27 protein-coding genes and 3 tRNA genes are annotated in these 24551 nt (G+C 61.1%); 14 read left to right on the top strand and 16 right to left on the bottom strand.

Annotated features, from left to right (window positions below; genetic code table 11):
* The first annotated feature begins 21 nt into the window (after positions 1-21).
* The 5 genes from P9292_RS22200 (at position 22) to P9292_RS22180 (ending at position 3185) form a co-directional block, all read left to right on the top strand.
* A complete protein-coding gene (locus P9292_RS22200; RefSeq protein ID WP_244827335.1) occupies positions 22-546 on the top strand; it encodes a GNAT family N-acetyltransferase in 525 nt (174 codons plus the stop codon).
* A gap of 118 nt (positions 547-664) precedes the next feature.
* Positions 665-1447, top strand: coding sequence for a septum site-determining protein MinC (minC, locus tag P9292_RS22195; protein ID WP_244827336.1), 783 nt, complete (start codon positions 665-667; stop codon positions 1445-1447).
* A gap of 79 nt (positions 1448-1526) precedes the next feature.
* Positions 1527-2342, top strand: a complete 816-nt coding sequence (gene minD, locus P9292_RS22190; RefSeq protein WP_244827337.1) for a septum site-determining protein MinD — start codon at positions 1527-1529, stop codon at positions 2340-2342.
* Between the two features lie 9 nt (positions 2343-2351).
* Positions 2352-2606 carry a cell division topological specificity factor MinE gene (gene minE, locus P9292_RS22185; RefSeq protein WP_244827338.1) on the top strand — a complete coding sequence of 85 codons (255 nt, stop codon included), beginning with the start codon at positions 2352-2354 and terminating at the stop codon, positions 2604-2606.
* 270 nt (positions 2607-2876) lie between these two features.
* Positions 2877-3185: a YXWGXW repeat-containing protein gene (locus P9292_RS22180; RefSeq protein WP_309961261.1), complete on the top strand. Its 309-nt coding sequence runs from the start codon at positions 2877-2879 to the stop codon at positions 3183-3185.
* A gap of 17 nt (positions 3186-3202) precedes the next feature.
* Here P9292_RS22180 and P9292_RS22175 read toward each other — a convergent pair whose 3' ends face one another.
* Positions 3203-4579 carry a chloride channel protein gene (locus P9292_RS22175; protein ID WP_309961259.1) on the bottom strand — a complete coding sequence of 459 codons (1377 nt, stop codon included), beginning with the start codon at positions 4577-4579 and terminating at the stop codon, positions 3203-3205.
* A 256-nt stretch (positions 4580-4835) separates the two neighbouring features.
* Positions 4836-5015 (bottom strand): hypothetical protein, encoded by a 180-nt coding sequence (locus tag P9292_RS22170; RefSeq protein WP_244827341.1) that lies wholly within the window; start codon positions 5013-5015, stop codon positions 4836-4838.
* Between the two features lie 252 nt (positions 5016-5267).
* Here P9292_RS22170 and P9292_RS22165 point away from each other — a divergent pair, with 252 nt between their 5' ends.
* On the top strand, positions 5268-6419 hold the full coding sequence (locus P9292_RS22165) for an OpgC domain-containing protein (protein ID WP_309961257.1): 1152 nt from the start codon (positions 5268-5270) through the stop codon (positions 6417-6419).
* A 34-nt stretch (positions 6420-6453) separates the two neighbouring features.
* Here P9292_RS22165 and P9292_RS22160 read toward each other — a convergent pair whose 3' ends face one another.
* Entirely contained in the window at positions 6454-7758 is a 1305-nt protein-coding gene (locus P9292_RS22160) for an MFS transporter (protein ID WP_244827343.1), read from the bottom strand.
* Positions 7759-8016: 258 nt separating this feature from the next.
* Positions 8017-8502: a TonB family protein gene (locus tag P9292_RS22155; RefSeq protein ID WP_309961255.1), complete on the bottom strand. Its 486-nt coding sequence runs from the start codon at positions 8500-8502 to the stop codon at positions 8017-8019.
* Between the two features lie 145 nt (positions 8503-8647).
* On the opposite strand from P9292_RS22155, the gene P9292_RS22150 reads away from it, so the two are divergent.
* Complete coding sequence (locus P9292_RS22150) at positions 8648-8803, top strand: hypothetical protein (RefSeq protein ID WP_244827345.1); 156 nt, start codon at positions 8648-8650, stop codon at positions 8801-8803.
* Here P9292_RS22150 and P9292_RS22145 read toward each other — a convergent pair whose 3' ends face one another.
* The 7 genes from P9292_RS22145 to rph all read right to left on the bottom strand — a co-directional run bounded on the left by P9292_RS22145 (position 8804) and on the right by rph (position 13712).
* Positions 8804-9121, bottom strand: coding sequence for a hypothetical protein (locus P9292_RS22145; protein ID WP_309961253.1), 318 nt, complete (start codon positions 9119-9121; stop codon positions 8804-8806).
* A 412-nt stretch (positions 9122-9533) separates the two neighbouring features.
* Positions 9534-9797 carry a hypothetical protein gene (locus P9292_RS22140; protein ID WP_309961251.1) on the bottom strand — a complete coding sequence of 88 codons (264 nt, stop codon included), beginning with the start codon at positions 9795-9797 and terminating at the stop codon, positions 9534-9536.
* A tRNA-Ser gene (locus P9292_RS22135) sits at positions 9770-9859 on the bottom strand. Before P9292_RS22135 ends, P9292_RS22140 begins: the two co-directional genes overlap by 28 nt.
* A 44-nt stretch (positions 9860-9903) precedes the next feature.
* Positions 9904-11094, bottom strand: coding sequence for an MFS transporter (locus P9292_RS22130; protein ID WP_250492020.1), 1191 nt, complete (start codon positions 11092-11094; stop codon positions 9904-9906).
* A gap of 29 nt (positions 11095-11123) precedes the next feature.
* Positions 11124-12347, bottom strand: a complete 1224-nt coding sequence (gene hemW / locus P9292_RS22125) for a radical SAM family heme chaperone HemW (RefSeq protein WP_309961249.1) — start codon at positions 12345-12347, stop codon at positions 11124-11126.
* A complete protein-coding gene (rdgB, locus tag P9292_RS22120; protein WP_309961247.1) occupies positions 12344-12961 on the bottom strand; it encodes an RdgB/HAM1 family non-canonical purine NTP pyrophosphatase in 618 nt (205 codons plus the stop codon). The genes hemW and rdgB overlap by 4 nt, the downstream gene beginning before the upstream one ends.
* A complete protein-coding gene (gene rph / locus P9292_RS22115; RefSeq protein WP_244827351.1) occupies positions 12954-13712 on the bottom strand; it encodes a ribonuclease PH in 759 nt (252 codons plus the stop codon). Before rph ends, rdgB begins: the two co-directional genes overlap by 8 nt.
* Before the next feature lie 293 nt (positions 13713-14005).
* On the opposite strand from rph, the gene P9292_RS22110 reads away from it, so the two are divergent.
* The 5 genes from P9292_RS22110 (at position 14006) to P9292_RS22090 (ending at position 18959) form a co-directional block, all read left to right on the top strand.
* Complete coding sequence (locus P9292_RS22110) at positions 14006-14950, top strand: YicC/YloC family endoribonuclease (RefSeq protein ID WP_244827352.1); 945 nt, start codon at positions 14006-14008, stop codon at positions 14948-14950.
* 9 nt (positions 14951-14959) lie between these two features.
* Complete coding sequence (gmk, locus tag P9292_RS22105; protein ID WP_244827353.1) at positions 14960-15634, top strand: guanylate kinase; 675 nt, start codon at positions 14960-14962, stop codon at positions 15632-15634.
* A 70-nt stretch (positions 15635-15704) separates the two neighbouring features.
* Positions 15705-15908: a DNA-directed RNA polymerase subunit omega gene (rpoZ, locus tag P9292_RS22100; RefSeq protein ID WP_006025620.1), complete on the top strand. Its 204-nt coding sequence runs from the start codon at positions 15705-15707 to the stop codon at positions 15906-15908.
* A 110-nt stretch (positions 15909-16018) separates the two neighbouring features.
* Positions 16019-18412 carry a bifunctional (p)ppGpp synthetase/guanosine-3',5'-bis(diphosphate) 3'-pyrophosphohydrolase gene (locus P9292_RS22095; protein WP_250463796.1) on the top strand — a complete coding sequence of 798 codons (2394 nt, stop codon included), beginning with the start codon at positions 16019-16021 and terminating at the stop codon, positions 18410-18412.
* Positions 18413-18467: 55 nt separating this feature from the next.
* Positions 18468-18959, top strand: coding sequence for a phage protein NinX family protein (locus tag P9292_RS22090; protein WP_250463799.1), 492 nt, complete (start codon positions 18468-18470; stop codon positions 18957-18959).
* 58 nt (positions 18960-19017) lie between these two features.
* Here P9292_RS22090 and P9292_RS22085 read toward each other — a convergent pair.
* Together P9292_RS22085 and P9292_RS22080 are read right to left on the bottom strand one after the other, a co-directional pair.
* Positions 19018-19094: transfer RNA gene (locus P9292_RS22085), tRNA-Arg, on the bottom strand.
* Positions 19095-19199: 105 nt separating this feature from the next.
* Positions 19200-19276 (bottom strand) — tRNA-Arg (locus P9292_RS22080).
* Between the two features lie 152 nt (positions 19277-19428).
* On the opposite strand from P9292_RS22080, the gene greB reads away from it, so the two are divergent.
* Positions 19429-19980, top strand: a complete 552-nt coding sequence (gene greB, locus P9292_RS22075) for a transcription elongation factor GreB (protein WP_250463802.1) — start codon at positions 19429-19431, stop codon at positions 19978-19980.
* Positions 19981-20072: 92 nt separating this feature from the next.
* Here greB and P9292_RS22070 read toward each other — a convergent pair whose 3' ends face one another.
* Both P9292_RS22070 and P9292_RS22065 read right to left on the bottom strand, forming a co-directional pair.
* Positions 20073-21206, bottom strand: a complete 1134-nt coding sequence (locus P9292_RS22070; RefSeq protein ID WP_244827357.1) for a porin — start codon at positions 21204-21206, stop codon at positions 20073-20075.
* A gap of 531 nt (positions 21207-21737) precedes the next feature.
* A complete protein-coding gene (locus P9292_RS22065; RefSeq protein ID WP_309845158.1) occupies positions 21738-21932 on the bottom strand; it encodes a hypothetical protein in 195 nt (64 codons plus the stop codon).
* A gap of 689 nt (positions 21933-22621) precedes the next feature.
* On the opposite strand from P9292_RS22065, the gene P9292_RS22060 reads away from it, so the two are divergent.
* Entirely contained in the window at positions 22622-23779 is a 1158-nt protein-coding gene (locus P9292_RS22060) for an exonuclease domain-containing protein (RefSeq protein ID WP_309961242.1), read from the top strand.
* Here P9292_RS22060 and P9292_RS22055 read toward each other — a convergent pair.
* Positions 23776-24393 (bottom strand): chorismate mutase, encoded by a 618-nt coding sequence (locus tag P9292_RS22055; RefSeq protein ID WP_309961240.1) that lies wholly within the window; start codon positions 24391-24393, stop codon positions 23776-23778. The genes P9292_RS22060 and P9292_RS22055 overlap by 4 nt on opposite strands.
* Positions 24394-24551: the final 158 nt, after the last annotated feature.

The raw sequence follows: 24551 nt of genomic DNA, 5'->3' as shown, positions 1-24551 counted from the left end.
ATTTGCCTGCATGAGCCCCGCATGAGTCCCTCACTGACCGTCAACCGAATCGCCTCGCAACAGGGCGCGGTATTGCGCGAGCTGCGCACGTCATCGCTGCGCGAAGCGCCCTATGCGTTCGGCGAGACGCTGGAAGATGCGCTGCGCGTCGAACCGCAATCGTTCGACGACACCGCCGCCGAGCACGCGCATTCGCCTCGCGTCGCGACCTTCCTGCTCTACACGGAAGGGCATCCCTGCGGGCTCGTGCATGCGTATGTCGAGGAAGCCGGATCGGCGCGGGCCTTCGTGGCGGCGCTCTGGGTCGCGCCGGCAGTGCGCCACCTGCGTGGCGGCGAGTTGCTCGTGAACGCCGCGTCGCACTGGCTCGCGGCGCAGGGCGCATCGGAAGTGCATGCGTGGATCGCCGACGAAAACCGCACCGCAATGCGCTTCTACGAACGTCTGGGCTTCGGACCCACGGGCGATCGCCGCACGATGTCGTCGCACGAACAGGAGCACGAACTGCTCTACGTGCGCCACGTTCAGCGCGAGACCGGCGCGTAAGTCTCGCTTCACCCTTCCTTCGCGCGTACTCATCGTTTCCGATAGCTGAAACGGGCCGTAAAAAGTATGGCCGCGCGCCCACACGCCTGTAAAATACGCAAAAATTTTGGCCGTTCCTATGTCGCTCAACAAAACGCCCTTCTTCGAACTGCGCAGCGGCTCCGTCGACACGCTCTACTTCGTCGTCAAGACTCCAGACCTCGATGCCCTGCGCACTGAACTCACGCGGCGCTTCGAGGCGACTCCCGAATTCTTCGCGGGCGACGTGGTCGCCATCGACGTGCGCCGGCTCGCCGAGAAAGCCGAAGGCGGCGAAGGCGAGCGCGTCTCGCTCGCGGAATTGGAGACGCTCCTGAAGAGCGTGCGCATGCGGCCCGTGGGCATCGTCGCGTTGCCGGTGCAGCGCTGGGCAATTCAATGGGCAAGCGAGGGCGGCTTGCCGGTCCTCGAGGCGCGCGACCGGCGTGGCGCGCCGAAGCCTTCGGTCGATGAGGCCAAGCCTAACGTCGAGGCCGCCGCGGCGATCGAAGCAGCAGTCGCCATCACGCCGCCGCCCGCGCTGCCGCAGCCGTCGACCATCATCGACCGGCCGTTGCGCTCGGGTCAGCAGGTCTACGCGAAGGGCGATCTCATCGTGCTCGGGCTCGTGTCGTACGGCGCCGAGGTCATCGCGGAAGGCAATATCCATATCTATGCGCCATTGCGAGGCCGCGCGCTCGCAGGCGTGCACGGCAATCACGACGCGCGGATCTTCTGCACTTGTCTCGAACCGGAACTCATCTCCATCGCGGGAATCTACCGGACGACCGAGAACCCGCTCTCGCCCGATGTACAGAGCAAGCCGGTGCAGATCTGGCTGGACGAAGAAAAACTGATGATCGAACCGCTGCGGCTGACCTGACGCCGCGCGCCCGATGCCCCTTGGCGCGCGCTCGATTAAGCAACGCGACGGACCTATTTGACGAACACAAGGTACTTGTATGGCAAAAATCATTGTGGTGACTTCGGGGAAGGGCGGCGTCGGCAAGACGACCACCAGCGCGAGCTTCGCATCGGCGCTCGCATTGCGCGGCCACAAGACGGCCGTGATCGACTTCGACGTCGGTCTGCGCAACCTCGACCTCATCATGGGTTGCGAACGCCGCGTGGTGTACGACCTCATCAATGTGATCCAGGGCGAGGCGAACCTGCATCAGGCGCTCATCAAGGACAAGAAGCTCGAGAACCTTTACATCCTTCCGGCGTCTCAGACGCGTGACAAGGACGCGCTCACGCTCGAAGGCGTGGAGAAGGTGATCGACGAACTGAGCAAGATGGACTTCGAGTACATCATCTGCGACTCGCCGGCGGGTATCGAGTCGGGTGCGCTCATGGCCATGCACTTCGCGGACGAAGCGCTTATCGTGACGAACCCGGAAGTGTCGTCCGTGCGCGACTCGGACCGTATCCTCGGCATTCTCGCTTCGAAGACCAAGCGCGCGATCGAAGGCAAGGACCCGGTCAAGGAGCATCTGCTGATCACGCGCTACAACCCGAAGCGCGTCTCCGAAGGTGAGATGCTGTCGTTGAACGACATCCAGGAGATTTTGCGGATCGAGCTGATCGGCGTGATTCCGGAGTCGGAAGCGGTGCTGCATGCATCGAACCAGGGCTTGCCCGCGGTGCATTTGGACGGCACCGACGTTGCGGAATCGTACAAGGACGTGGTGTCGCGTTTTCTCGGCGAGGAAAAGGCGCTGCGCTTCACGGATTATCAAAAGCCAGGGCTGCTGCAACGTATCTTCGGCACCAAGTAAGGGGACGCAATGTCGATTCTTTCGTTTTTGCTGGGCGAGAAGAAAAAGTCCGCTGCGGTCGCGAAGGAACGCTTGCAGTTGATCATTGCGCACGAGCGCGCGGGTGGCAAAGCCGCCGCCGATTACCTGCCGGCGTTGCAACGGGAACTCGTTGCGGTGATTTCGAAGTACGTGAAGATTACTGACGACGATATTCGAGTGAGCCTCGAACGTCAGGACGATCTCGAAGTGCTGGAAGTGAAGATCGAGATACCGCCGGCATAACGCCGGGCTTGTGTATCGAGATGAAGGTATGAAGCCAGGATCGGGCGATCCTGGCTTTTTTCATGGCGACGCTATCGTTTGCGCGCGGCTTCAAGTGCGCGTTCGGCTTTCATCAATATTCGGTTGCACTTTGGTCATCTCGTAATCAGACGTTTGTCTTCCTTTTGACCACGTCGCGCATTGAACGGACATCGGCAGCAAGGTTGCGTTGCCGACATGAAAATCCGCGCCACCCGGCGCGTTCAATGTCCAGGAATACGAGGTCCAAGTATGAAAACTTCCGTTCGCCATTTGCTCGCTTCAACCGCGCTTATCGTCGCTGGCGCGCTCACCGTGACCGCGGCATCGGCCGAAATCGTGATCGTGGCGCCTAGCGCGCCGCCCGCGCCGCGCCATGAGCCGGTGCCGCCCGCACGCGCGGGTTACGTGTGGGATCAGGGTCACTGGAACTGGGAACACGGCCACTACGTCTGGGCGGACGGCCATTGGGAAGCCGAGCACGTCGGCCACCACTGGGTGCCGGCCGTTTGGGTGGAAGATCACGGCCAGCATCGCTATGTGGCAGGGCATTGGGACTGATCGGCGCGTAAGGCTGATTACTTTTGCGGGGCCGCGTCTTTCTCGACGACGGCCTCGTCTCTTTCCGGCACCTCGGGCGAGGCCGCCGGTTGTGGCAACGGCGCCATATAGCGCTCGGACAGCGCCTCGTATAAAGGCGGCGCGAACAAGCGCGACACGCGGCTCGACACCAGCGCGGTCGCCATCAGCGAGATGACGAGCGCGTGGCCGTTGATCATCTCCATCACGATGACGAACGCTGTAATCGGCGATTGCGTCACGGCCGCAAGATAGCCGACCATCGCGAGCGCGATCATCATGGGCAGCGACATCTGTCCAAACAGCAGATGCAACACGTTGCCGAAGCCCGCGCCAATCGACAGCGACGGCGCGAAGATGCCGCCCGGAATGCCCGGCAGATACGAGCCGATCATCGAGATCATTTTCAATAGCGGGTAGAACACCGAAAGATGTTCGCGGCCTTCGAGCAGACCGCGCGCTTCCGCATAGCCGCTGCCGAAGGTCGTGCCGCCCGACACGAGCCCGACGATCGCGATGACCAGTCCGCACAGCGCGGCGAACACGACCGGACGCGACGCATGCAAATGCCGCAAGGGCGCGGGAATCCACCTCGACGTGTTCAGAAGGAGCCAGCAGAAGACGCCGCCCGCCATGCCCGTAACGATGGCGGTCACGATCACCGCGACGGCCAGCATGTTCGAAAAGTGCGTGCCGACGTCGATGGTGCCGAAATACGTGTAGTTGCCGTTGAGCCCGAGCGCCACGATCCCCGCGATGATGATGCCCGTGATCAGCACGCCGCTCGTGCGCACTTCGAAGCTGCGCGTGAGCTCCTCGATGGCGAAGACGATGCCCGCGAGCGGCGTGTTGAACGCCGCCGACAGACCGGCCGCCGCGCCCGCCAGCACGAGTTGCCGTTCGATCAGCGAGTTCGAGCGCGGGTAGAAGCGCCGCATGTTGAACATGAGCGCCGCGCCGACTTGCACGGTCGGACCTTCACGGCCGATGGTGAAGCCGCCCAGAATCGCGATGAACGATACGGCAATCTTGCTCGCGAGAATCCTGAGCGTAAGCAGCCGTCCGCCGGCTTCCGAAGTCGGACTGTTGAGTACGGCGATGACCTGCGGGATGCCGCTGCCTTCCGAGCCGCGAAAGAACCTGCGCGTGACGAAAACGCATAGCGCGGCGGCGGCCGGTGTGATGACGAGCGGCAGCCAGGCGTGCGCGGCGCGCGCATCGAGAAAAAGTCCGTAGCTCCAGTCGATCAGCCGCGCATAGTAGACGGCGATCAGTCCGACGGCGATTGCGCCAAGCCAGAAGATACCGTAGCGACGCCACAGGCCGCGTGTGCGTCGCGCGGTGCGAAGAGAAAGAGAACGTAGCGCTCGGATCATGCGGTCGCTTCGGCCAAAGGGCAGAGTATAGCGAGCGTCCCAAGCATGCGGCAGGTTACGCCTGACGAAGCAGACCCCGGAGCCAGAAAAAAGAACAGGCGCGAGGCTTTCGCCAGGCGCCCAAGAAACGCTCCCGATAACGGGAGCGGAGAGGAGAAGGTTGCCGCGCATGCACGGCACTCCTGAAAAGACTTTTGCCCGTGACGAAAGTTCAATCGGCTTGAAAAATCTTGGTCAGTCGAAAGCTGGACACGTTTTAGCCGGTAAGCATCTCGAAAGCGATCACCGCGCCGATGGCTCCGATATTCGCAATGAGCGCCTCGCAAACGACGCCGCGCCATGTGAGCGGCCGGAACTTCATCGCAAGGAGCAAGGCCGTCACCAAGGCCAGTGCGATGACCACGACGAGATGCGAACTCTGCAGATGAAAAGGCATTTCAGCCTCCTGTCGATTGAAACGGCATTCCTTCCCGCGACCGGCGTTTTATCGAGTATTAGGTATTGGCATAGTTACTGCAACACCCAACAAAATAGTCATTTTGCCGCCAGCTTCCCGACTGTCTTCAAGTGTTAATTTAAATACGCGTTGATTCAGGGAATTTTCTTTTAAGGCTAGGTACAAACCCCGTATGCGCGCGAACGCCATGTTGGCCGCGCGCCCGACCGCAGTGCGTGGAGCATTCGTCCAATGAGTTCCCCGACCCAACGTTCTCTCGAAGTCGATTTCTTTCGAGGCGTCGTGCTGCTCATTATCGCGGTCGACCATATTTCGGGAAGCGTGCTGTCGCACTTTACGCTGCATCAATACGCGTTCTGCGATTCCGCGGAAGTATTCGTCTTCCTCGGCGGTTATGCGTCGGCGGCGGCATACACGGCGCTTGCGACTCGCCGTAGTGCACAAGCCGCCCGCCGACGCTTTTTCAAGCGCAGCTGGGAGATCTATCGCGCCTATCTGCTGACCGCGGTTCTCATGTTGATCGGCGGCGCATTGCTGATGCTCCTCAAAATCGATTCGCCGATGCTGCGGTACACCGAATGGCCGACGTTCCTCGCGCGTCCGGTCGGGCTCTTGTTCGACATCACGACCTTGCGCCAGCAGCCGTATCTTTCGTCAGTCTTGCCGATGTACTCCATCTTCGCGCTCGCGGTGCCTTTCGTGGTTCCGCTCGCCGAGAGGAAGCCCGTTATCGCCATGTTCGGCAGTCTGCTCGTGTGGCTCGCCGCTCTTCCCTTGGCGCGCGCGCTGCCCTCGACCTACGCCGAAGCGTGGTCGTTCAATCCGTTCGCGTGGCAGCTCATGTTCGTGATGGGCATCCTTGCGCGCGTGCAGCCTGTCAGCAACGACTTCCACGCAAGCCGTACTGCGCGTTGGCTGACGTGCGGAGCGATCGCGATCGCACTGACCTTCGCATTCTTCAAGCTCTTCCTGGAAACGCAAGCGCCGCCGGGATACCTCAAGCAGAACCTGGCGACGTTGCGTATCGTGAGTTTCGCCGCCGTTGCGTGGGTGATCGCACGCGCGGTCTATGCGGGATGGATCAAGGCGCTCGCGGCTAAATTGCCGGGCGTGGTGACCATCGGGCAGCAAGGGCTCGTGTGCTTCATCGCGGGCACGTGTGTGTCGCTCGTGCTGGATTCGGCGTTGCGCGCCATCGGCATGACGCACGATCAGTGGATTGGCGGTCTTGCCGCCGATGCGCTCGCTGTCGGCACGCTCCTATGGCTCGCGCACTTTTGGGCCGAGCGCAAGCGCACGCGCGTCGAACGGGAACGCAAGCGCGTGCCGCTCATCAAGGGCCAGCCGGTGCCCGCACATGCCGTGAACCCGCGCGATCGTTGAACGCGCCGGTATCGCCATCGAAGTCATTCGAACGCTATTCAAGTGCGATGTCGCGCGTCTCGCGCATGCACAGCACGGCGATGAGGCTCACCGCCGCCGCCGCCGATACGTACCCGCCGACCCACGACAGTCCGCCGCGATTTGCGAGCAATTGCGCGATATAAGGCGCCACCGATGCGCCCAGAATTCCGCCCAAGTTGTACGCGACGCCCGCGCCGGTGTAGCGCACGCTCGTCGGGAACAGCTCGGGCAGGAGCGCGCCCATCGGCGCGAAAGTCACGCCCATCAAGAACAATTCAATGGTCAGAAAGAGCGCGACGTAGACCGTGTTGCCGCTGCCGAGCAGAGGCAGCATTGCGAAGCCGGAGAGAATCGCCGCGAGACAGCCGACGATCAACACGGGCCGTCTGCCGAAGCGGTCGCTGGCGATGGCTGAGATCGGCGTCGCAATTGCCATGAACAGCACGGCAAAACACAAGAGACCGAGAAATTTCTCGCGCGAGAAATGCAGCGTGGAGACGCCGTACGACAGCGAGAAGACCGTCGAGATGTAGAAGAGCGTGTAGCAGACGACCATCGCGAAGGCGCCGAGCAAGGTCGGCGCGAGATAACGGCCGAGCAGCGTGGCGATGGGAACGCGCACGCGCTCGTGACGCTCGACGGCCGTGCGGAATGCGGGCGTCTCCGCGATTTTCAGGCGCACGTAAAGCCCGAGCCCGACGAGCACCGCGCTCACGATGAACGGCACGCGCCAGCCCCAACTGCGGAATTGTTCGTCGGAGAGTGAGAGCGCGAGGCCGAAGAACAGGCCGTTGGAAGCAAGAAAGCCGATCGACGGCCCGAGCTGCGGGAACATGCCGAAGAGGCCTCGCTTGCCCTTGGGCGCGTATTCCGTTGCAAGTAGCGCCGCGCCGCCCCATTCGCCGCCGAGCCCGATGCCTTGCCCAAAGCGCAGGATGCACAGGAGCACGGGCGCGAGACTGCCGATGGAATCGTAGCCGGGCACGAAGCCGATGAGCGTCGTTGAAATGCCCATGACGAGCAGCGACGCGACGAGCGTCGATTTGCGTCCGACGCGATCGCCGAAGTGCCCGAAGATGAACGAGCCGATAGGCCGCGCGACGAACGCAATGCCGAACGTGACGAAAGCCGAAAGCGCTTGCGCGGCCGGCGATCCGTGTGGAAAGAACACCGGCCCGATGACGAGCGCGGCGGCTGTCGCATAGACGTAGAAATCGTAGAACTCGATTGCGGTGCCGATGAAGCTCGCGAAGATCACGCGCGAGGTGCTTTGGGCGCCGTCGCCTGGCTTGGCGGCGGAAAGCGTGGGTGATGACATGGTGTCTCCGTTGTCGTGTCGCTTTTGTGGTGCTTATCGTGGCGCATTTCTGCTCGATGGGCGAGCAAGGCGTAAGAGCGCACGCAAGACGCTTGTTGGGGTGGGCGGTAAAACGGTCGAGCGGCTCGCAGGAGTAGAGCGCGAACCGGACAAAGACTTTCAACGGACGCGAGGGGTAGGCGCGGTATGAAAGCCATGCCGGAAGCTGGTCCGGCCGGGATGTCAAAAATTATAACGAGCGTGCCGCGCGAGCGCCAATCAATCGATGGTCGTCGCTTGTGGCGAATGCGACGTTTGCAACTGGAAGTGGCCGTCGTCGTTGAACATCCAGCCTTCGAAGAGTTCGAGTTGGCCGTTGCCGTTCAGGAGGCGCGCAGGCGGCACGGGCAATGGCGACGAGCGCCGCAGCGAGGCGAGCGCGGTGGCTTCGGCTTCGTCGTCGCCGTTGGTGCGATACACCGACGAATTGACGACGCGCCCGTTGCGATCCACGGTAAAGGACACCAGCACGAACGAGCGCAGCATGGCTTGCGGCGTGCCCTTCAGCACGTACGACGGATTGCGTTCGAGGATACGTTGCGCGACGCGCTCCTTGTAGTCGCCAAGCGATACGCGAGACGGTGCGGTTGCGGCGGAGCGTGCTTCGATGACGCTCGGTGGCGGCGTGATCGTGCAGGCGGCCAATGTCGCGGCAAGCACGATGGCGACGAGCGTGGCTGACGGCGGAATCGGTGCTTTAGGCATCGCGAGTAGCATCTGATGACGATGGATCGATGGTAGCCCGTGTCGGCGCCGCAGTGTTTGCGATTCTGCGTGCGCTTTTGGATGCGCTTCTTACAGGCGCAGGATTTGCTGACGATGCTTACACCCAAGGCAAAAAGGAGGAGCCATGACTAGCGAAGCGAAGCCGGCCGAAGCACAACCCGCCGAACACAGCGACAACGAGAAGAGCAAGCTGCCCGAACGCGATGACGAAGGCCGCAAGCAGTCGCCAAACGATCGCCCAGGAAAGGAAACAGGCGAGGGCGAAGCGCCGGTAGGTTGATCAATCCACGAAGGGTTTGACGAGTTCCGCACAGCGCAATGGCGCGGCGGTTCTCGTTGTTTCTGGCTCGGCGGCGCGCGTTTCGACGCAACGAAAGACGCTATTGTTTTTTTGCAGCACGTAAGTATCCGCAGGCAGACCGGACGCGCGTTCGGCGATGCTCGTCACGGCTACGATTCCGTAGCCGTTTTGAATCAGATCGAAAAACGAGGTTTCCGCCTGACGCCATTGAGTGTTGGGTTGCGGCTGTGCATGCGCTGTTATGCCTGTCATGGCGATGCAACCCAAAGTTACTTGCGCGATACGGCTTGGCTTCATCAGGCTTGTCTCCGCTTTATCGATCGATGAGGCGGTTAGATGGTAATTAAGCCGCCTTGTTCATGCGGATTGTGGCAGATGGGGTTTGTGCGCTCGTTGCTGTTTGCAAGTGCACGCGCGCGGCAGGCAAAAAAAAGACCTCGCGCGAGGCGAGGTCAAACACTTCGAACGGCTTCCTTATCGCGAAAAGGCGTTTAACGCGACGAGGAAGCAAGGTCAAGGATAGGGATCGGGCGATGCCTCATATATCGGAGGAATCCGATTGATTGTTGCTCTTGGGCATGCAGCCGTATCGGACGGTTGTCTCGTTTTAAGCTTTTGTTACCCAGTGCGGCGAGTTGGCCATGTTTCGAGCGGTTTCACAGGGAATTCGCCTTCGCGAAGCCTTATTGGTCGATCTTTCAGTGTTGGATCATGCGGCTCGATCAAACGCGCGCTTCTCCATGAACCAAGATCGATAGCACGCTAGAGCATGCCGACTGTAAGCAGTTCTGGATGCTCGAATTTCTTGATTTCCCAGCGTCGGTGCAACCAGTTCGTCATGATCGAAAGAGAATCTCGCTGTTCTTGCTTGCTGATGAATCAATTGCGCGCCAAAAAACAAAAAGCCCCGTAATTCAGAAATTACGGGGCTTTTAGAGATCGCGCTGGCGGAGGCGGTGAGATTCGAACTCACGGAAGGATCACTCCTTCGCCGGTTTTCAAGACCGGTGCCTTAAACCGCTCGGCCACACCTCCAGCAAGGCGCGTATTGTAGCGCACTCAAACGCGCTTCGGAACCATCAGCCTTCGAGCGAGCGCGTCGCTTTCAAGGCAGGAAATAGTTGCATCCATAGAAGCGCCACGGCGATCGTTCCGAGTCCGCCGATCAGCACCGCCGGCACCGCGCCGAACAAGCCCGCCGTCATCCCCGATTCGAATTCGCCGAGCTGATTCGACGTCCCGATGAACAATGAATTGATCGCGCCGACGCGTCCGCGCATCTCATCGGGCGTCTGCAACTGCACGAGCGACATGCGCACGACCACGCTGATCACATCCGACGCGCCCAGCGCCGCGAGCGCCACCAGCGACAAATAAATGTTGCGCGACAAGCCGAACACGATCGTCGCAATGCCGAACGCAATCACGCCACCGAAAAGCGCCGTGCCCGCACGCTGCCGCAACGGAAAATGCGCAAGCCAGATCGAGCCGGTAAGCGCACCCACGGCCGGCGCCGCGCGCAAGACACCCAAGCCCCAAGGTCCGGTATGCAGGATGTCGCGCGCGAACACCGGCAAGAGCGCGGTCGCGCCGCCGAGCAGCACCGCGAACAAATCGAGCGACAACGCGCCAAGGATCACCGGCTTCTTGCGGATGAAGGCGATGCCCGAAAACAGCGCCTCGAACGACAGCGGCGCGCGCATGCGGACGGCTTCATCGATCCTGATCGCCGCCACGGCAAACGCCGCGCCGAGAAACGCGACGGCTACCGCGCCATACACCGTCAACGCGCCGAGGCCGTAGAGGAGGCCGCCCATCGCCGGGCCGAGAATCTGCGCCGTCTGATTTGCCGAGGTGGACCACGCCGTCGCGTGCTGCAATTGCGAACGCTGGACGAGATTGGGCAGCAACGCCGCCATTGATGGCGATTCGAACGCGCGCGCCGCGCCCGTGATCGCCGCAATCGCGTAAATGGGCGCAACGCTTTGCCAGCCATGCCACGCGCCCGCGCACAGACAGAGCGCCGCGACGCCCTCGATGCCCTGACAAACCCACGCGATCGTGCGCCTGTCGTAACGATCCGCCACATGGCCGACGACGAGCGTGAGCACGAACATCGGCAGGAACTGCGCGAGTCCGACGAGCCCGAGCGCAAACGCGCTATGCGTGATCGAATAAACCTGCCATCCGATCGCCACCGACATCATCTGAAATGCCACCGACGACATCACCCGCGCGCTCCAGAAAAGCGCAAACGGACGATGCCGCATCACCGAGTCCGATCCCAACGTGGGCGCGCTCAATTTTGCGAATCCTTCAAGAACAGCTCCTGTAGATCGTTGAGAAAGCGCTGGCCGAGCTCGGTCGGCGCAATGCGTTCGAAGTCGCGCGTGATGAGTCCGCGCTTCTCCGCTTCGACGAGCGCGGGTTCGATAGCCGACATCGACAAGCCCGTGCGCTCGATGAACGAATGCACCGGAAAGCCTTCGACCAGACGCAGCGTGTTGAGCATGAATTCGAACGGCAGATCGCGCGGTCCGACTTCGCGCTCTTCCTGAATCGCGCTCTGGCCGGGCGAAAGCGCCTGGTCCATGAATGTCGCCGGATGCTTGAAGCGCGCCTGCCGCAAGATTTTTTGCGGAAACGAGAGCTTGGTATGCGCGCCCGCGCCGATTCCAAGGTAATCGCCGAAACGCCAGTAATTCAGGTTATGTTTGCTTTGCCGATGCGGCTTCGCATACGCCGATACTTCGTAATGCTCGTAGCCGGCATCGCGCGTGCGTTCGTGAATCCAGTCCTGCATGTCGGCGGCGGCATCGTCGTCGGGCAGCGTGGGCGGGTATTTCGCGAAGAGCGTGTTCGGCTCCATGGTCAGGTGATACAGCGACAAATGCGGCGGTGCAAAGCCGATCGCGGTGTCGATATCGCGGCGGCATTCGTCGAGCGTCTGCTTCGGCAACGCGAACATCAGGTCGAGATTAAAATTGTCGAAGTGTTTCGACGCGATCTCCACGGCTTTGCGCGCCTGCGTTGCATCGTGAATGCGGCCGAGCGCCTTCAGATGCGTTTCGTCGAAACTCTGAATGCCGATCGACAAGCGGTTCACGCCGCTCGCGCGAAACTGCGCAAACTTCGCGGCTTCGAAGGTGCCGGGATTGGCTTCGAGCGTGATCTCGGCGTCGGCGTCGATGGGCAACAAGGCGCGCGCGTCCGAGAGCAGCTGGTCGAGTCCTTTCGCGGACAAAAGGCTCGGCGTGCCGCCGCCGATGAAAATGGTGTGTACCTGCCGTCCCCACACGAGCGGCAGCGCGCTTTCGAGATCGGCACGCAAGGCGTCGAGGTAACGGTCCTCGGGGAACGCATCGCCGTTCCACTCGTGCGAGTTGAAATCGCAATACGGACACTTGCGCACGCACCACGGGAAATGCACGTAAAGCGCGAGCGGCGGCAACGACTTGAGCCGGATGCTGCCCAGTGACGTGAATGCCTGCACGACATTGATTGTCTTCGGACCGGAATTCACGCAAGTTCCTTGAGACGTTGCAGCAATTCACGCAGCGCCAGCGCCCGATGCGAAAGCGCGTTCTTGCGTGCCGGATCGAGTTCGGCAGCCGTCGCGTTGAGCGTCGGCAAAAAGAAGTGCGGGTCGTAGCCGAAGCCATGTGCGCCGCGCGGCGTGTCGATGACTTCTCCGTGCCAGCGGCCTTCGGCGATGAGCGGTTCTGGATCGTTCGCGTGACGCACGAGCACGAGCACGCAGAAGTAATAGGCGCGGCGGTCGGCTTTGTTGGCGAGTTCGGAGACGAGGTGCGCGTTGTTGGCCGCATCGCTTTTCACGCCGCCGCGCATCGAGGCGAAACGCGCCGAATACACGCCGGGCGCGCCGTTCAGCGCGCGTACGCAAAGGCCGGAGTCATCGGCCAAAGCGGGCAGGCCGGTGAGCGTCGCGGCGTGGCGCGCCTTGGCCAGCGCGTTTTCGACGAAAGTGGCGTGCGGTTCTTCGGCTTCCGGCACGCCGAGTTCGCCCTGCGCGATCAATTCGATTCCCGCCGCATCCAGCAGCGAAGCGAATTCGCGCAGCTTGCCCGCGTTGTTCGACGCGAGCACCACGCGTCCGAGTGTTGCCGTATCAGACACCTTCTATCCCCAATGCAGCTTTCTGCTTCGCGATCAGGCCTTTTATGCCGCTGTCCGCGAGATCGAGCAGCGCGTTCATTTCGTCGCGCGAAAATGGTGCGCCTTCCGCCGTGCCCTGAACTTCGACGAAACCGCCCGCGCCCGTCATCACGACGTTCATGTCGGTGTCGCACTGCGAGTCTTCCTCGTAGTCGAGGTCGAGCACGGGCGCGCCCTGATAGATGCCCACGGAAATGGCCGCGACGAAATCCTTGATCGGCGATTGCGCGATACGGCCATTCGCGACGAGCTTCGTAACGGCATCATGCGCGGCGACGAACGCGCCCGTGATGCTCGCCGTGCGCGTGCCGCCGTCGGCCTGGATGACATCGCAGTCGATATTCAGCGTGCGCGGACCGAGCGCGTTCAGATCGAATACGGAGCGCAGCGCGCGGCCGATCAACCGCTGGATCTCCTGCGTGCGGCCGGTTTGCTTGCCGCGCGCGGCTTCGCGGTCGTTGCGCGTATGCGTGGCGCGCGGCAGCATGCCGTATTCGGCGGTGAGCCAGCCCTGGTCGCGCCCGCGCAGGAATTCCGGCACGCGCTCGGCGATACTCGCCGTGCAGATGACCTTGGTATCGCCGAACTCGACGAGCACCGAGCCTTCCGCATGCTTCGTGTAGTGCCGCGTGATGCGCACGTCGCGCAATTGATTCGCGCGGCGGCCGCCCGGACGCGGAACGGAAGGTTTCAGCAGGGGAGAGTCGGTCATGGATGGGCCAGAGTGGAGTTGAACGCGTAATGAAAGTGCCGGCGCTCGATAAAGACGCGGGAATAACGCGAAAGCGCGGCGTGTGCGCGATTTTATCGTTAATCCAAAGCCGGCGTTGTCGCGCGCGGCAAGCGCCGCGAGGCGTCATATCGGCGGGCGCGGCAGTAAAAATGGGATAATGCCGGTTCCTCGCCCGGCGGCCATACGCGTGCCACCGAAGCGCACCCTCAAGCGCGCCGGGCGCTCGTATCGAAACGGCCTTCGCAACGAGGGCTCACATCGCGAGACGTACCATGATCTACAGCATGACAGGCTATGCCAGCGCGACCCGCGAAGTCGTCGCGGATGGCGCGGGGCCCAATGGCGCGGGCGGTTCGGGCGTCGGTGTATCGGTGGAATTGCGCACGGTGAATTCGCGCTTCCTCGATCTGAACTTCCGCATGCCCGAAGACGTGCGCGCAAGCGAGCCGCAATTGCGCGAAATGCTGATGAGCAAGCTTTCGCGCGGCAAGGTGGATATCCGCATCAATTTGAATCGCGTGGAGCAGACGGCCAACGCGGGCGCGCTCAATCGCGAAGCGCTCACGCAACTCGCCGCGCTCGAACGCGCCGTGCTCGACGTGTTTCGCGACTCCGAACGCATGCGCACTGGCGAAATTCTGCGCTGGCCTGGCGTGCTGAAAGAGAGCTCGGTGTCGCAAGACACGTTGCGCGAAGCCGTGCTCGCGTGCGGCAAGCAGGCAATCGCCGATCTCATCGACGTGCGCGCGCGTGAAGGCGCGGCGCTGGGCGCGGTGCTCATCAACAACGTGACGGAGATGGAAGCCATCGTCGCGCGCATCACGCCGCTCGTGCCGGAATTGATCGCGAAGCATCAGCAGAAGATCGTCGAACGCTTGCAAGACGCGCTCGGCATTGCGACGAACGACGGCGCCACATCGGCGAGCGTGCCGCGCGAGGAAATTGCCGAGCGCATTCGCCAGGAAGTGACGATGTACGGTATTCGTATCGATATCGCCGAGGAATTGCAGCGCCTTACCGCGCATCTGACCGAAACGCGCCACGTGTTGCAAAAGGGCGGCAAGGTCGGCAAGCGCCTCGACTTTATGATGCAGGAGCTCAATCGCGAAGCAAACACGCTCGGCTCGAAGGCCGCGGCGAAGGAACTCGCGGATGCATCGATGACGCTGAAACTGCTCATCGAACAAATGCGCGAGCAAGTACAGAATCTGGAGTAACGCAACATCATGCCGAACAACACGCACCGCTCGCACAGCAACTACACGGGCATTTATCCGGGCAACCTGTTCATGGTCGTCGCGCCTTCGGGTGCGGGCAAGTCCACGCTCGTGAACGCGCTGCTTGCACAGGACGAAGCTATCCGCCTGTCCGTTTCCTATACGACGCGCGACCCGCGCCCGAAGGAAAGCAACGGCGTGCAGTATCACTTCGTTTCCGTCGATGAATTCATGGAACGCCACAAGGCAGGCGAATTCCTCGAAAGCGCCGAAGTGCACGGCAACTACTACGCGACCTCGAAGGTGTGGATCGAGGATCAGATGCGTAACGGCAACGACGTGCTGCTCGAAATCGACTGGCAGGGTGCGCAGCAGGTGAAGAAGCAGTTCCGCAATGCGGTCGAGATTTTTATTCTGCCGCCTTCGCTGGACGCGCTCGAAGACCGTCTGAAAAAACGCGGCCAGGACTCGGAGAAAGTGATCGTGCGGCGTCTGCTTGCAGCCGGCAGCGAGATGGCGCATGCATCGGAAGCGGAGTACGTCGTGATCAACGAGAACTTCGATCGCGCGCTCGCCGAGTTGCAGTGTCTCGTCAAGGCGACGCGGCTGCGCTTCACCTCGCAATACGCGCGTCATACGGAGTTATTCGTGGAGCTCGGCATTCACTCCGCGCAGGCGCAATGACGCGAAGTAGTGGCCGGGTCATGCCGGTCACATAAGGTAGAATAAAGTACATATCGAGAAGGAAACAAACATGGCCCGCATCACCGTCGAAGACTGCCTGAAACAAATTCCTAACCGCTTCGAGCTCGCGCTTGCAGCGACCTATCGCGCGCGTCAGCTCGCACAAGGCCATACGCCGAAGATCGAAAGCCGCGACAAGCCTACGGTCGTTGCGCTGCGCGAAATCGCGGCCGGCCAGGTCGGCGTCGAAATGTTGAAGAAGGTGCCGGTTTAATTGCCTTCGTAACAGCCCGTGTGATCCTCATCACGGGCGCTGTTTTTTGCATGGCGTTTCAACTCTCCTAACCGGACGACATTGCGCGTCACTTACCCACGGAGGCGAACATGAGTCAAGCACCGTTGCCCGTCTCCGCCTCCGTGGAACCCGACATCGAAATCGATCAGGATTCGGTGCTCGACGCGGACAAGCCCCAAGCGGCGCGCAGATATATCGATGCGGTCCTCGAACAGTCGTTTCGCCATCTGTTCGGGCCCACCGCCACGCCGGAACAGCCGCGCAAGCACGACGTCGTTTCCATCGCGAAACTGACGAACACGCTTGCAGGCTATCTTTCGCCGGAAGAGATCAAGGAAGTCAAGTCGGCTTTCCATTTCAGCGACGAAGCGCATCTCGGGCAGTATCGTCAAAGCGGCGAGCCCTACATCACGCACCCGGTTGCCGTTGCGGAAATCTGCGCGGGCTGGAAGCTTGATGCGCAATCGATCATGGCGGCGCTGCTGCATGACGTGATCGAGGATCAGGGCGTCACCAAGACGGAGATCGCGGAGCGCTTCGGCGCGAAGGTCGCCGAACTGGTCGACGGCTTGTCGAAGCTCGACAAGATGGAATTTCGCAATCGCGAGGAAGCGCAGGCGGAAAACTTCCGCAAGATGCTGCTGGCCATGGCGCGCGATGTCCGCGTCATCCTCGTCAAGTTGTCGGACCGGCTGCACAACATGCGCACGCTCGGCGCGGTGCCGTCGGAAAAGCGCCGTCGCGTCGCGCGCGAGACGCTCGACATCTACGCGCCCATTGCGCATCGGCTGGGTCTGAACAATACGTATCGCGAGCTGCAGGATTTGAGCTTTGCTAACTTCAATCCGACCCGTTACGCCACGCTCGAAAAAGCGGTGAAGGCGGCGCGCGGCAACCGGCGCGAAGTGGTCGGCAAGATTCTCGAAGCCGTTCAGCGCACCATCGCGGACGCCAAGATCAGCGCCGAAGTCACCGGCCGCGAAAAGACGATCTTCAGCATCTACAAGAAGATGCGCGACAAGCAGTTGTCGTTCTCGCAAGTGCTCGATGTTTACGGTTTTCGCGTGGTCGTGGAAAGCGCGCTCGAATGCTATACGTGCATCGGCGCGCTGCATGCGCTCTATAAGCCGGTGCCGGGCAAGTTCAAGGACTACATCGCCATTCCGAAGGTCAATGGCTATCAGTCGTTGCATACCACGCTGGTCGGTCCGTTCGGCGCGCCCATCGAGTTCCAGATTCGCACGCGCAAGATGCACGAGATTGCCGAGGCGGGCGTTGCGGCGCACTGGCTCTACAAGAACGGCGGCGCCGACCTCAACGACGTGCAAAAGCGCGCGCATCAATGGCTCAAGTCGCTGCTCGACATTCAGAGCGAAGCAGGCGATTCGAGCGAGTTCCTCGAACACGTCAAGATCGACCTGTTCCCGGACGCCGTCTACGTTTTCACGCCGAAGTCGAAGATCATGCCGCTGCCGCGCGGCGCGACCGCACTCGACTTCGCGTATTCGATCCACAGCGACCTCGGCAATCAGTGCGTCGCGGTGAAGATCAACAACGAATTGCTGCCGCTGCGCACGGAGTTGAAGAGCGGCGATATCGTCGAAGTCATTACCGCGCCGTACTCCAAGCCGAATCCCGCGTGGCTCGGCTTCGTGCGCACGGGTAAGGCTCGCTCGGCCATTCGTCACTATCTGAAGACAATGCGCCTGAACGAGTCCGTGCAGCTGGGCGAACGTCTCGTCGATCAAAGCCTCAAGGGCTATGGTCTGGCGCTTTCGGATGTCACGCCGGAAGTCTGGGAAAAGCTCGTGCAATGGACGGGCAACAAGACGCGTCAGGAAATTTTCGCGGATATCGGTCTTGGAAGGCGCGTGGCGGCGGTCATGGCCAAGCGCATCGAAGTGCTGATGAACGGCCGCGACGACGACGATCACTCGCCGCGCGATCACGTCAATACGAATACGGCGCCGCCAGTTGTCATCACGGGCACGGAAGGCATGTCGGTGCAGCTTTCCGCGTGCTGCCGCCCGATTCCCGGCGACGACATCATGGGCTATATCGGCATCGGGCTCGGCATGGCCATTCATACGACCGAATGTCGCGTGGCGCAGCGGATTCATCGGCGCGATCCGGGCCGCTGGATCGACGTCGCGTGGGCGCCGCAGCCGGGACGTTTGTTCGATGTCGCGGTGAAGGTGCTCGTCAGAAACACGAAGGGCGTTTTTGCGCGCGTCGCGGCGGACATTACGTCGGCGGATGCCAACATCGTCCATATCGCCATGGATGAAGACGTCTCGCAGGAAGCCAAGATGCTGCGCTTCGTCATCCAGGTCAGCGACCGCGTGCATCTCGCCAACGTAATGCGGCGTGTGCGGACCAATCCGGACGTCATGCGTATCGCGCGCGAGCGGCCTAGCGACGAGCCGCATCATCGCAATCAGGAAGGCGGCATGCGCATCGACCGCGAACGCGCCGACTATTGATCCACGGCGCGGGCACATCGCGTGCATGCCTGTACGACTACAGGAGAAGCGCCACATGCAAACATCCGATCTCGACGGCCAGGCACTCGACTACTGGGTAGCGCGCGGGCTGCACGACTTCATTCGCGAAATCCACTTCACCGACAGCGGACAGACGCTCTCCATTCGCGGCAACGATCGCGGCCGGCCTTGGGATGGTCGCTTTCTGCCATCGACTTCGTGGGAAGCCGCTTCGGTCGTTCTCGAGCGCGCGTGCCGGCTCGAAATGAGCGATCACGGACGCGGCGAGGTGGTCTGCAGCGTGAGCTTCGGCAAGGACGCGGACACGATGGAAGGGCGCGGACCGTCGCTGCGCGTGGCGCTTCTGCGCGCGTTCGTGCGTCACTCTTTCGGCGATACCGTGGACGACGAATTCCCGCATCGCTCGCAAATGCTGATGGGCGAACGAGCCGAGGCGATTGGCGAGCCGAGCGCGGTGGCATCGGTTGAAGATTTGCCGATACCGGACGAGCGTATAGGCGATATCGGCTCGTTGCCGCGGCAGTAGAGTAAGTAGCGACGAGGCAGACAAAAAGGGCCTTCCGTGTGGAAGGCCCTTCGAAAGGTGGTGCGGCTGGCAGGATTCGAACCCACGACCCCTTGGTTCGTAGCCAAGTACTCTATCCAACTGAGCTACAGCCGCACGCAAAACGGTACTGCTTCAAACGGTACTGCTTGTTTATTACATGCGCTTTTGGTTAAGCGCTTGATGCTGTTTTCCGTCCGAAGGCGGGAAACCTGAATTAAGTGGTGCGGCTGGCAGGATTCGAACCCACGACCCCTTGGTTCGTAGCCAAGTACTCTATCCAACTGAGCTACAGCCGCACGCAGAAGCGGAATTATAGCCAAGCCTGTTTGAAAAAGGAAGGGGCGTTGACCAAATTATCGCTTTAGATGCGTCCTCCACGCTCAACGCGCGTGGTAAGTTGTTGGTTTGGGGGCGGAGAAGCCCCGGAAATTCGAACTTGGTCTGTGCGATGAACAAGGCATTTGTCAAAGAGTCGGACGAAAGTGACGACGATCTCGAACTCGGTCAGCCGGACGTTCCGGCGGGGACCAAGAACTACATCACGCCAGCGGGCCACAAGCGCCTGCGCGACGAGTTGCTGCAATTGCTCGATACCGAGCGCCCCGAAGTGGTCAGGCTCGTGTCGTGGGCGGCGTCAAATGGCGACCGCTCGGAGAATGGCGATTACATTTACGGCAAGCGTCGGTTGCGAGAAATCGACCGGCGTATCCGCTTTCTCGGCAAGCGTCTCGATCTCGCGGAAGTGGTGGACAGCAGCAGGCAGGAGAACGTCGACCAGGTGTTCTTCGGTGCGACCGTCGACTATTCCGGCGACGACGGCGAGGTGCATACGGTGACGATCGTCGGCGTGGACGAGGTCGACCTGGACGTCGGTCACGTGAGTTGGATCTCGCCGGTGGCGCGCGCGCTGCTCAAGGCGAAGATCGGCGATACGGTGCCGTTGCATACGCCCGCAGGCGTGCAGCAGATCGACATCCTCGACGTGCGCTATCCGCGCTAAAAGTTTTGAAGGCGCTTCGGTGCCCGGAACGTTGGACGAAAAAAGGCCGCTCCGAAGAGCGGCCTTTTTCATACTGATGAAACCAGTCCAGCTTAGAAGCGGTGACGCAGACCAACCGTTGCCGAGACTTGGTTCGGCGTCGACGAAACGCCTACGCCGTTGATCGTCGCGCCCAGACCCGTGCCATCCAGATCCGAAACGTGTTGGTATTCGCCTTGCAGATATACGTCCGTACGCTTGGACAGCGCGTACGCCGTTTGCAGGTCGACTTGGTGGAACTTCGGCTTCACGCCATCGATGCGGCTGTCGGTGTACGTGTAGTTCGCTGCGAGCGACAAAGCCGGCGTGAGGTTGTAACGGCCGTTGACTTCGTAGTTCGTGAAGCGAACGTGGCCGTCCGTCAGACCAACCAGGCCAGCGCCTTGCGAACCCGTGTTGCTGATGGCCGTTGCGTTGTCCAGCATCGTCTGCGTGAACACGAAGCCAACCGTTGCCGGGCCGAAAGCGTAGTTCACGCCGCCGCCGAAGATGCGTTGACGGCCAGCCACGAACGGGTTGTCGCCGCTGATCGCGCCACCGGTGTTCAGCGAACCGGCGTTGTTCAGTTGCATGTACGCGCCAGCGATGTTCAACGGGCCGTAGTTGTACGATGCGCCGACGCTGTATTGACGGTTGTCCGAGAAGCCGCCTGCTTCGTTCGAGAAGCCATACTGCGCGCCAAGCTTGAAGCCGGCGTAGTTCGCGCTCGTGTACTTGACCGAGTTGTTCACGCGGAACGTGTTGTCGAGGTTGTCGTTGTCGAACGGGTGGGCGAACTGCGTGCCGCCGTATTGCGTGCCCGTCAGAGCCAGAGGCCCGAGGAAGTCGACCACGGAGTCATATTGACGACCGAGCGTGACCGTGCCGAACTGTTCGCTCGACAGACCAACGTACGCTTGACGGCCGAATTCGCGGCCACCCTGGCCCAGCGTGCCGTTAGCGATGTTGAAGCCGTTTTCCAACGTGAAGATTGCCTTCAGGCCGCCGCCGAGGTCCTCAGCGCCGCGCAAGCCCCAACGGCTGCCGTTCACCGAACCGCTGGTTTCCTTGAAGTTGCTGTGGCCGTTCTGATTGTTCGTGTAGGTGATGCCTGCATCGATCAAGCCGTACAGCGTGACGCTGCTTTGGGCGTGAGCTGCAGTGGCGAAGACACCCGAGAGGGCTGCGACGATGAGAGTCTTTTTCATCTTTGTAACTCCGAGAGCAGATTGGGCCCTAGACCCAGGCTTTGAGGAAACCTCGTTCCGGCGCGCTGCGAGAGGCGCTGTCGGAGGAGTCATGCGTCACGAAGAGACACATGTGTTTCCGGACCAGACGAAGTGTAAAGACGGCGTTACAAGCGGGGCGTTCCAATTTCCGCAATAAATCATTCTTCTAACAGCAATGATCGATGAACCGCTTATTCTTCTTTTAATACAACGCTTTAAGCGCGAATAAAGTCGTAAGGGCGGAAGTGTCAACCAACTCGCGTTGCGCAAGCGCTACATATAAGTTGGCGCAAAGCAACAGGCGCTTTCCGAAAATACGGATTATTGAGCCAAGTGAAACAGAAGATTGCTTTTTTCGAGGGTAATTATTGCTGCAGCCGTAGCTATACTGAGGGCTCTGCTTTCCGAAGCAGACTTTTTCGTTGACGGAAAAGATCTCCAAACTTTGTCAGCGCGATCTTCGGGTCGCGCTTTTTTTTGCTTGAAATTCGCGGGCTCACCGGGCCGCGATCAGGCCGTGGCTTTCTCCTCTTCCCGCTCGACGACGTCCGCGCCGAGCGGCACTGCCCAATCCTCCATCACGTAGCGGCGGGCGTCCATGGGCGATGCGAGCAGGTTTTGCCAATGATCGCCGTGCCAGGAAGGATCGATTTGGAGCAAGCCGGCCGATGACGTTTCCGGCGCAATGGTCGGAGCGAATGCCAGTTTTAGCCAAAGCGCGATACGCTTGAATTGGATTATCACCGCGTCCTCCTTTACAAGTTAGTTTCGATAATCCTTAATTTCATAGAATTGGGCAAGACGAGTAAACACTTACGATTTTAATAAATCGGTTACGGGCGCGGTAATTTTTCCACTTAATAAATGCGTCTGCCTGTCGCTTGAGATAACGATGACGGAAAGCAATAATCGGGATGGTCTGAATTACAGATTAGTTAATGTGCAACAGCGATCGCCGTATTATCTTCCGGGCTCGATAACGATTATCGACCTCGGACTTGTGAGACCGGAGATTCGCAGGATGCGCTCCATCGCGGTAGCTCGCGGCGCGTCCATCGCCGGTCGACGGCCCGCTGGAGCGGCCTCTGGCGCGTATGGACGGTGTCCAAGCGACCATGACCAAAATCTATAAATAATCAGGGTTATCCGCCATTGTGTCAAAACTCGTGTTCAACGTTGTCGCCGCAAAAAATTCTAATTGCGACGACTCAAGCGTCGTAGATCGTAAATCCGGGTAATCACGTAAACCGACAAGATATTCCCTTAACCAGAATTACTTACCGATTACCGCGGCAGCTCGGCGACCAAAGCCCCGGTCACCCCGCTGCGTTAGAATGGGCAATCTCGTCCCATCGCTTACTCCCGCGAATCCCGCAATCTCCCGCCGTCCGATAATGCATTTCGATCCACCCGCCGAATTCAAGCTTCCCACCGATCCCATCGTCTTCGTCGATCTCGAGACGACGGGCGGCACGTTCGGCATCGATCGCATCACGGAGATCGGCATCGTCGAGGTCGGGCCAAGCGGCGTGTCGCAGTGGACCACGCTCGTCAACCCGCAGAAGCCGATTCCTGGCTTCATCCGGCAATTGACGGGCATCACCGATGCCATGGTGCGCGACGCGCCCACCTTCGAAGCGCTCGCGCAAGACCTGCTCGAACGCATGAACGGGCGGCTTTTCATCGCGCACAACGCCCACTTCGATCACGGTTTCCTGAAGGGCGAATTCCGGCGGCTCGACCTGCGCTTTACGCCGGATGTGCTGTGCACCGTGCAACTTTCGCGCGCCGTGTATCCCGCCGAAAGCCGCCACGGACTCGATGCGCTCGTCGAGCGTCACGCGCTCGTGCCGTCCGCGCGTCACCGTGCTCTCGCCGATGCGGATCTGCTTTGGCAGTTCTGGCAGCATCTGCATCGCTCGCACGCGGCCGATTTACTGAGCGCGCACGTCGAACGCGTGACGCGGCGCTTTCAGATCGCGGCTCATATCGATGAAGACACGATCGAGCGCATACCGGTTGGCTGCGGCGTCTACGTCTTTCGCGGCGACGACGATGCCCCGCTATATGTCGGCCGAAGCGTGCGCTTGCGTCAACGTGTGCGTTCGCATCTGGTCGGGCCACGCCGTTCCGCGAAGGATTTGCGGTTGTCCGCGCTCGTGCGGCGCGTCGAGTGGCGCGCGACCGGTGGAGAAATCGGTGCGTTGCTTGCCGAAGCGCAACTGGTGGCGGCACTGCGGCCGGCGCATAACCGCGTGCCAAAGGCGCGTACCGGCGACATGCGTGGCGCGCCGTGGCCCTATGCGGGTCCAATCGCAATCGAAGAACGTGATCCGGCGATGGCCGAACGCGTCTGGCATGTCATCGACCGATGGCAATATCTCGGTTCGGCTCGGAGCATCGTCGACGCGCGCGCCTTGTCGGCGATTGCTTCGGCGCCCGTCTTCGAACTCGCTACCTATCGCATCCTCGGCGAGCGCCTCGCGCGCGGACTGGGGTTCGTCGCACTCGAATGCGCGCCAGCAGCTTTCGCGAATCAGGTCACCAGCTAGCCAACCGCGCCCACGCCGCCCGCCGCGCACACATGCGACAACGCGTGTGAGAGCGGACCGTTCATCGACGAGTCATAGCGCGTCAGATGCTTCCAGCGCGCCACGCTTTGTGCAAGACGCAGCGGACAATCGTCGGCTTGACGTAGCGGTTCGACGCGCGCGAGCGCGGTCATGAGCGACTGCGTCAGGCGATCGAGCTTCGGGCGCGTGTCATGCGCGAGATCGGGCGGCGTGCCTTCTGGCGCAGCCTTCGCCGCGCGCCAGTTGGCGAAGAGCGCGTTCTGCACGTCCTTGCTGGCATCGATCTGATCGCGAAAGAACTGGCGCGCGAACGCGGGATCGACCTGCGCGGCGCTGGCTTTGTCTTCGACTTGCTTCAGGAGCGCGGCTTCGCGCGGTTCATCGGTGATCGGTTCGTGACGCGCCCACTTCCAGCGCGCGACGGGTTCGGCAAGCGCAAGCCGTTGCGAGACGAGAGCAATGAGATTGGTGAAGGCGGTGTCGTCGCCATCGGCGCTAACGGGCGCCGACAACGTGAAGAGCAGAGCGGCGACGCCAGTCACCGCGAGCACGCGAGATGAAGCGAGAAGAGAAGTCAGAGATCGGCTGCGCATGGGCTCGATGCAAAAGCGCCAGCATAACGCACCGCTGTGAGAGTTCATCCTGGATAGGCGAGTCTTGCCGCACGACTCTCGGCTGCCGTCAAAAGGATAAGGCGCGACTTCGCCTGGCTTCTGCCATGAAGAGACCGTGAGGTCCGTGCGCGCCGTGC

The organism is Caballeronia sp. LZ001 (assembly GCF_031450875.1).
Taxonomy (GTDB): domain Bacteria; phylum Pseudomonadota; class Gammaproteobacteria; order Burkholderiales; family Burkholderiaceae; genus Caballeronia.
The sequence above is the reverse complement of the archived record's forward strand: the minus strand, read 5'-3'. Positions and strand labels throughout refer to the sequence as shown.

What these genes read in the sequence shown, in the direction of transcription:
- P9292_RS22200 (WP_244827335.1), top strand. Translation starts at nt 22, where the DNA reads ATGAGTCCCTCACTGACCGTCAACCGAATCGCCTCGCAACAGGGCGCG.
- minC (WP_244827336.1), top strand. Translation starts at nt 665, where the DNA reads ATGTCGCTCAACAAAACGCCCTTCTTCGAACTGCGCAGCGGCTCCGTC.
- minD (WP_244827337.1), top strand. Translation starts at nt 1,527, where the DNA reads ATGGCAAAAATCATTGTGGTGACTTCGGGGAAGGGCGGCGTCGGCAAG.
- minE (WP_244827338.1), top strand. Translation starts at nt 2,352, where the DNA reads ATGTCGATTCTTTCGTTTTTGCTGGGCGAGAAGAAAAAGTCCGCTGCG.
- P9292_RS22180 (WP_309961261.1), top strand. Translation starts at nt 2,877, where the DNA reads ATGAAAACTTCCGTTCGCCATTTGCTCGCTTCAACCGCGCTTATCGTC.
- P9292_RS22175 (WP_309961259.1), bottom strand. Translation starts at nt 4,579, where the DNA reads ATGATCCGAGCGCTACGTTCTCTTTCTCTTCGCACCGCGCGACGCACA.
- P9292_RS22170 (WP_244827341.1), bottom strand. Translation starts at nt 5,015, where the DNA reads ATGCCTTTTCATCTGCAGAGTTCGCATCTCGTCGTGGTCATCGCACTG.
- P9292_RS22165 (WP_309961257.1), top strand. Translation starts at nt 5,268, where the DNA reads ATGAGTTCCCCGACCCAACGTTCTCTCGAAGTCGATTTCTTTCGAGGC.
- P9292_RS22160 (WP_244827343.1), bottom strand. Translation starts at nt 7,758, where the DNA reads ATGTCATCACCCACGCTTTCCGCCGCCAAGCCAGGCGACGGCGCCCAA.
- P9292_RS22155 (WP_309961255.1), bottom strand. Translation starts at nt 8,502, where the DNA reads ATGCCTAAAGCACCGATTCCGCCGTCAGCCACGCTCGTCGCCATCGTG.
- P9292_RS22150 (WP_244827345.1), top strand. Translation starts at nt 8,648, where the DNA reads ATGACTAGCGAAGCGAAGCCGGCCGAAGCACAACCCGCCGAACACAGC.
- P9292_RS22145 (WP_309961253.1), bottom strand. Translation starts at nt 9,121, where the DNA reads ATGAAGCCAAGCCGTATCGCGCAAGTAACTTTGGGTTGCATCGCCATG.
- P9292_RS22130 (WP_250492020.1), bottom strand. Translation starts at nt 11,094, where the DNA reads ATGCGGCATCGTCCGTTTGCGCTTTTCTGGAGCGCGCGGGTGATGTCG.
- rph (WP_244827351.1), bottom strand. Translation starts at nt 13,712, where the DNA reads ATGACCGACTCTCCCCTGCTGAAACCTTCCGTTCCGCGTCCGGGCGGC.
- P9292_RS22110 (WP_244827352.1), top strand. Translation starts at nt 14,006, where the DNA reads ATGATCTACAGCATGACAGGCTATGCCAGCGCGACCCGCGAAGTCGTC.
- gmk (WP_244827353.1), top strand. Translation starts at nt 14,960, where the DNA reads ATGCCGAACAACACGCACCGCTCGCACAGCAACTACACGGGCATTTAT.
- rpoZ (WP_006025620.1), top strand. Translation starts at nt 15,705, where the DNA reads ATGGCCCGCATCACCGTCGAAGACTGCCTGAAACAAATTCCTAACCGC.
- P9292_RS22095 (WP_250463796.1), top strand. Translation starts at nt 16,019, where the DNA reads ATGAGTCAAGCACCGTTGCCCGTCTCCGCCTCCGTGGAACCCGACATC.
- P9292_RS22090 (WP_250463799.1), top strand. Translation starts at nt 18,468, where the DNA reads ATGCAAACATCCGATCTCGACGGCCAGGCACTCGACTACTGGGTAGCG.
- greB (WP_250463802.1), top strand. Translation starts at nt 19,429, where the DNA reads ATGAACAAGGCATTTGTCAAAGAGTCGGACGAAAGTGACGACGATCTC.
- P9292_RS22070 (WP_244827357.1), bottom strand. Translation starts at nt 21,206, where the DNA reads ATGAAAAAGACTCTCATCGTCGCAGCCCTCTCGGGTGTCTTCGCCACT.
- P9292_RS22060 (WP_309961242.1), top strand. Translation starts at nt 22,622, where the DNA reads ATGCATTTCGATCCACCCGCCGAATTCAAGCTTCCCACCGATCCCATC.
- P9292_RS22055 (WP_309961240.1), bottom strand. Translation starts at nt 24,393, where the DNA reads ATGCGCAGCCGATCTCTGACTTCTCTTCTCGCTTCATCTCGCGTGCTC.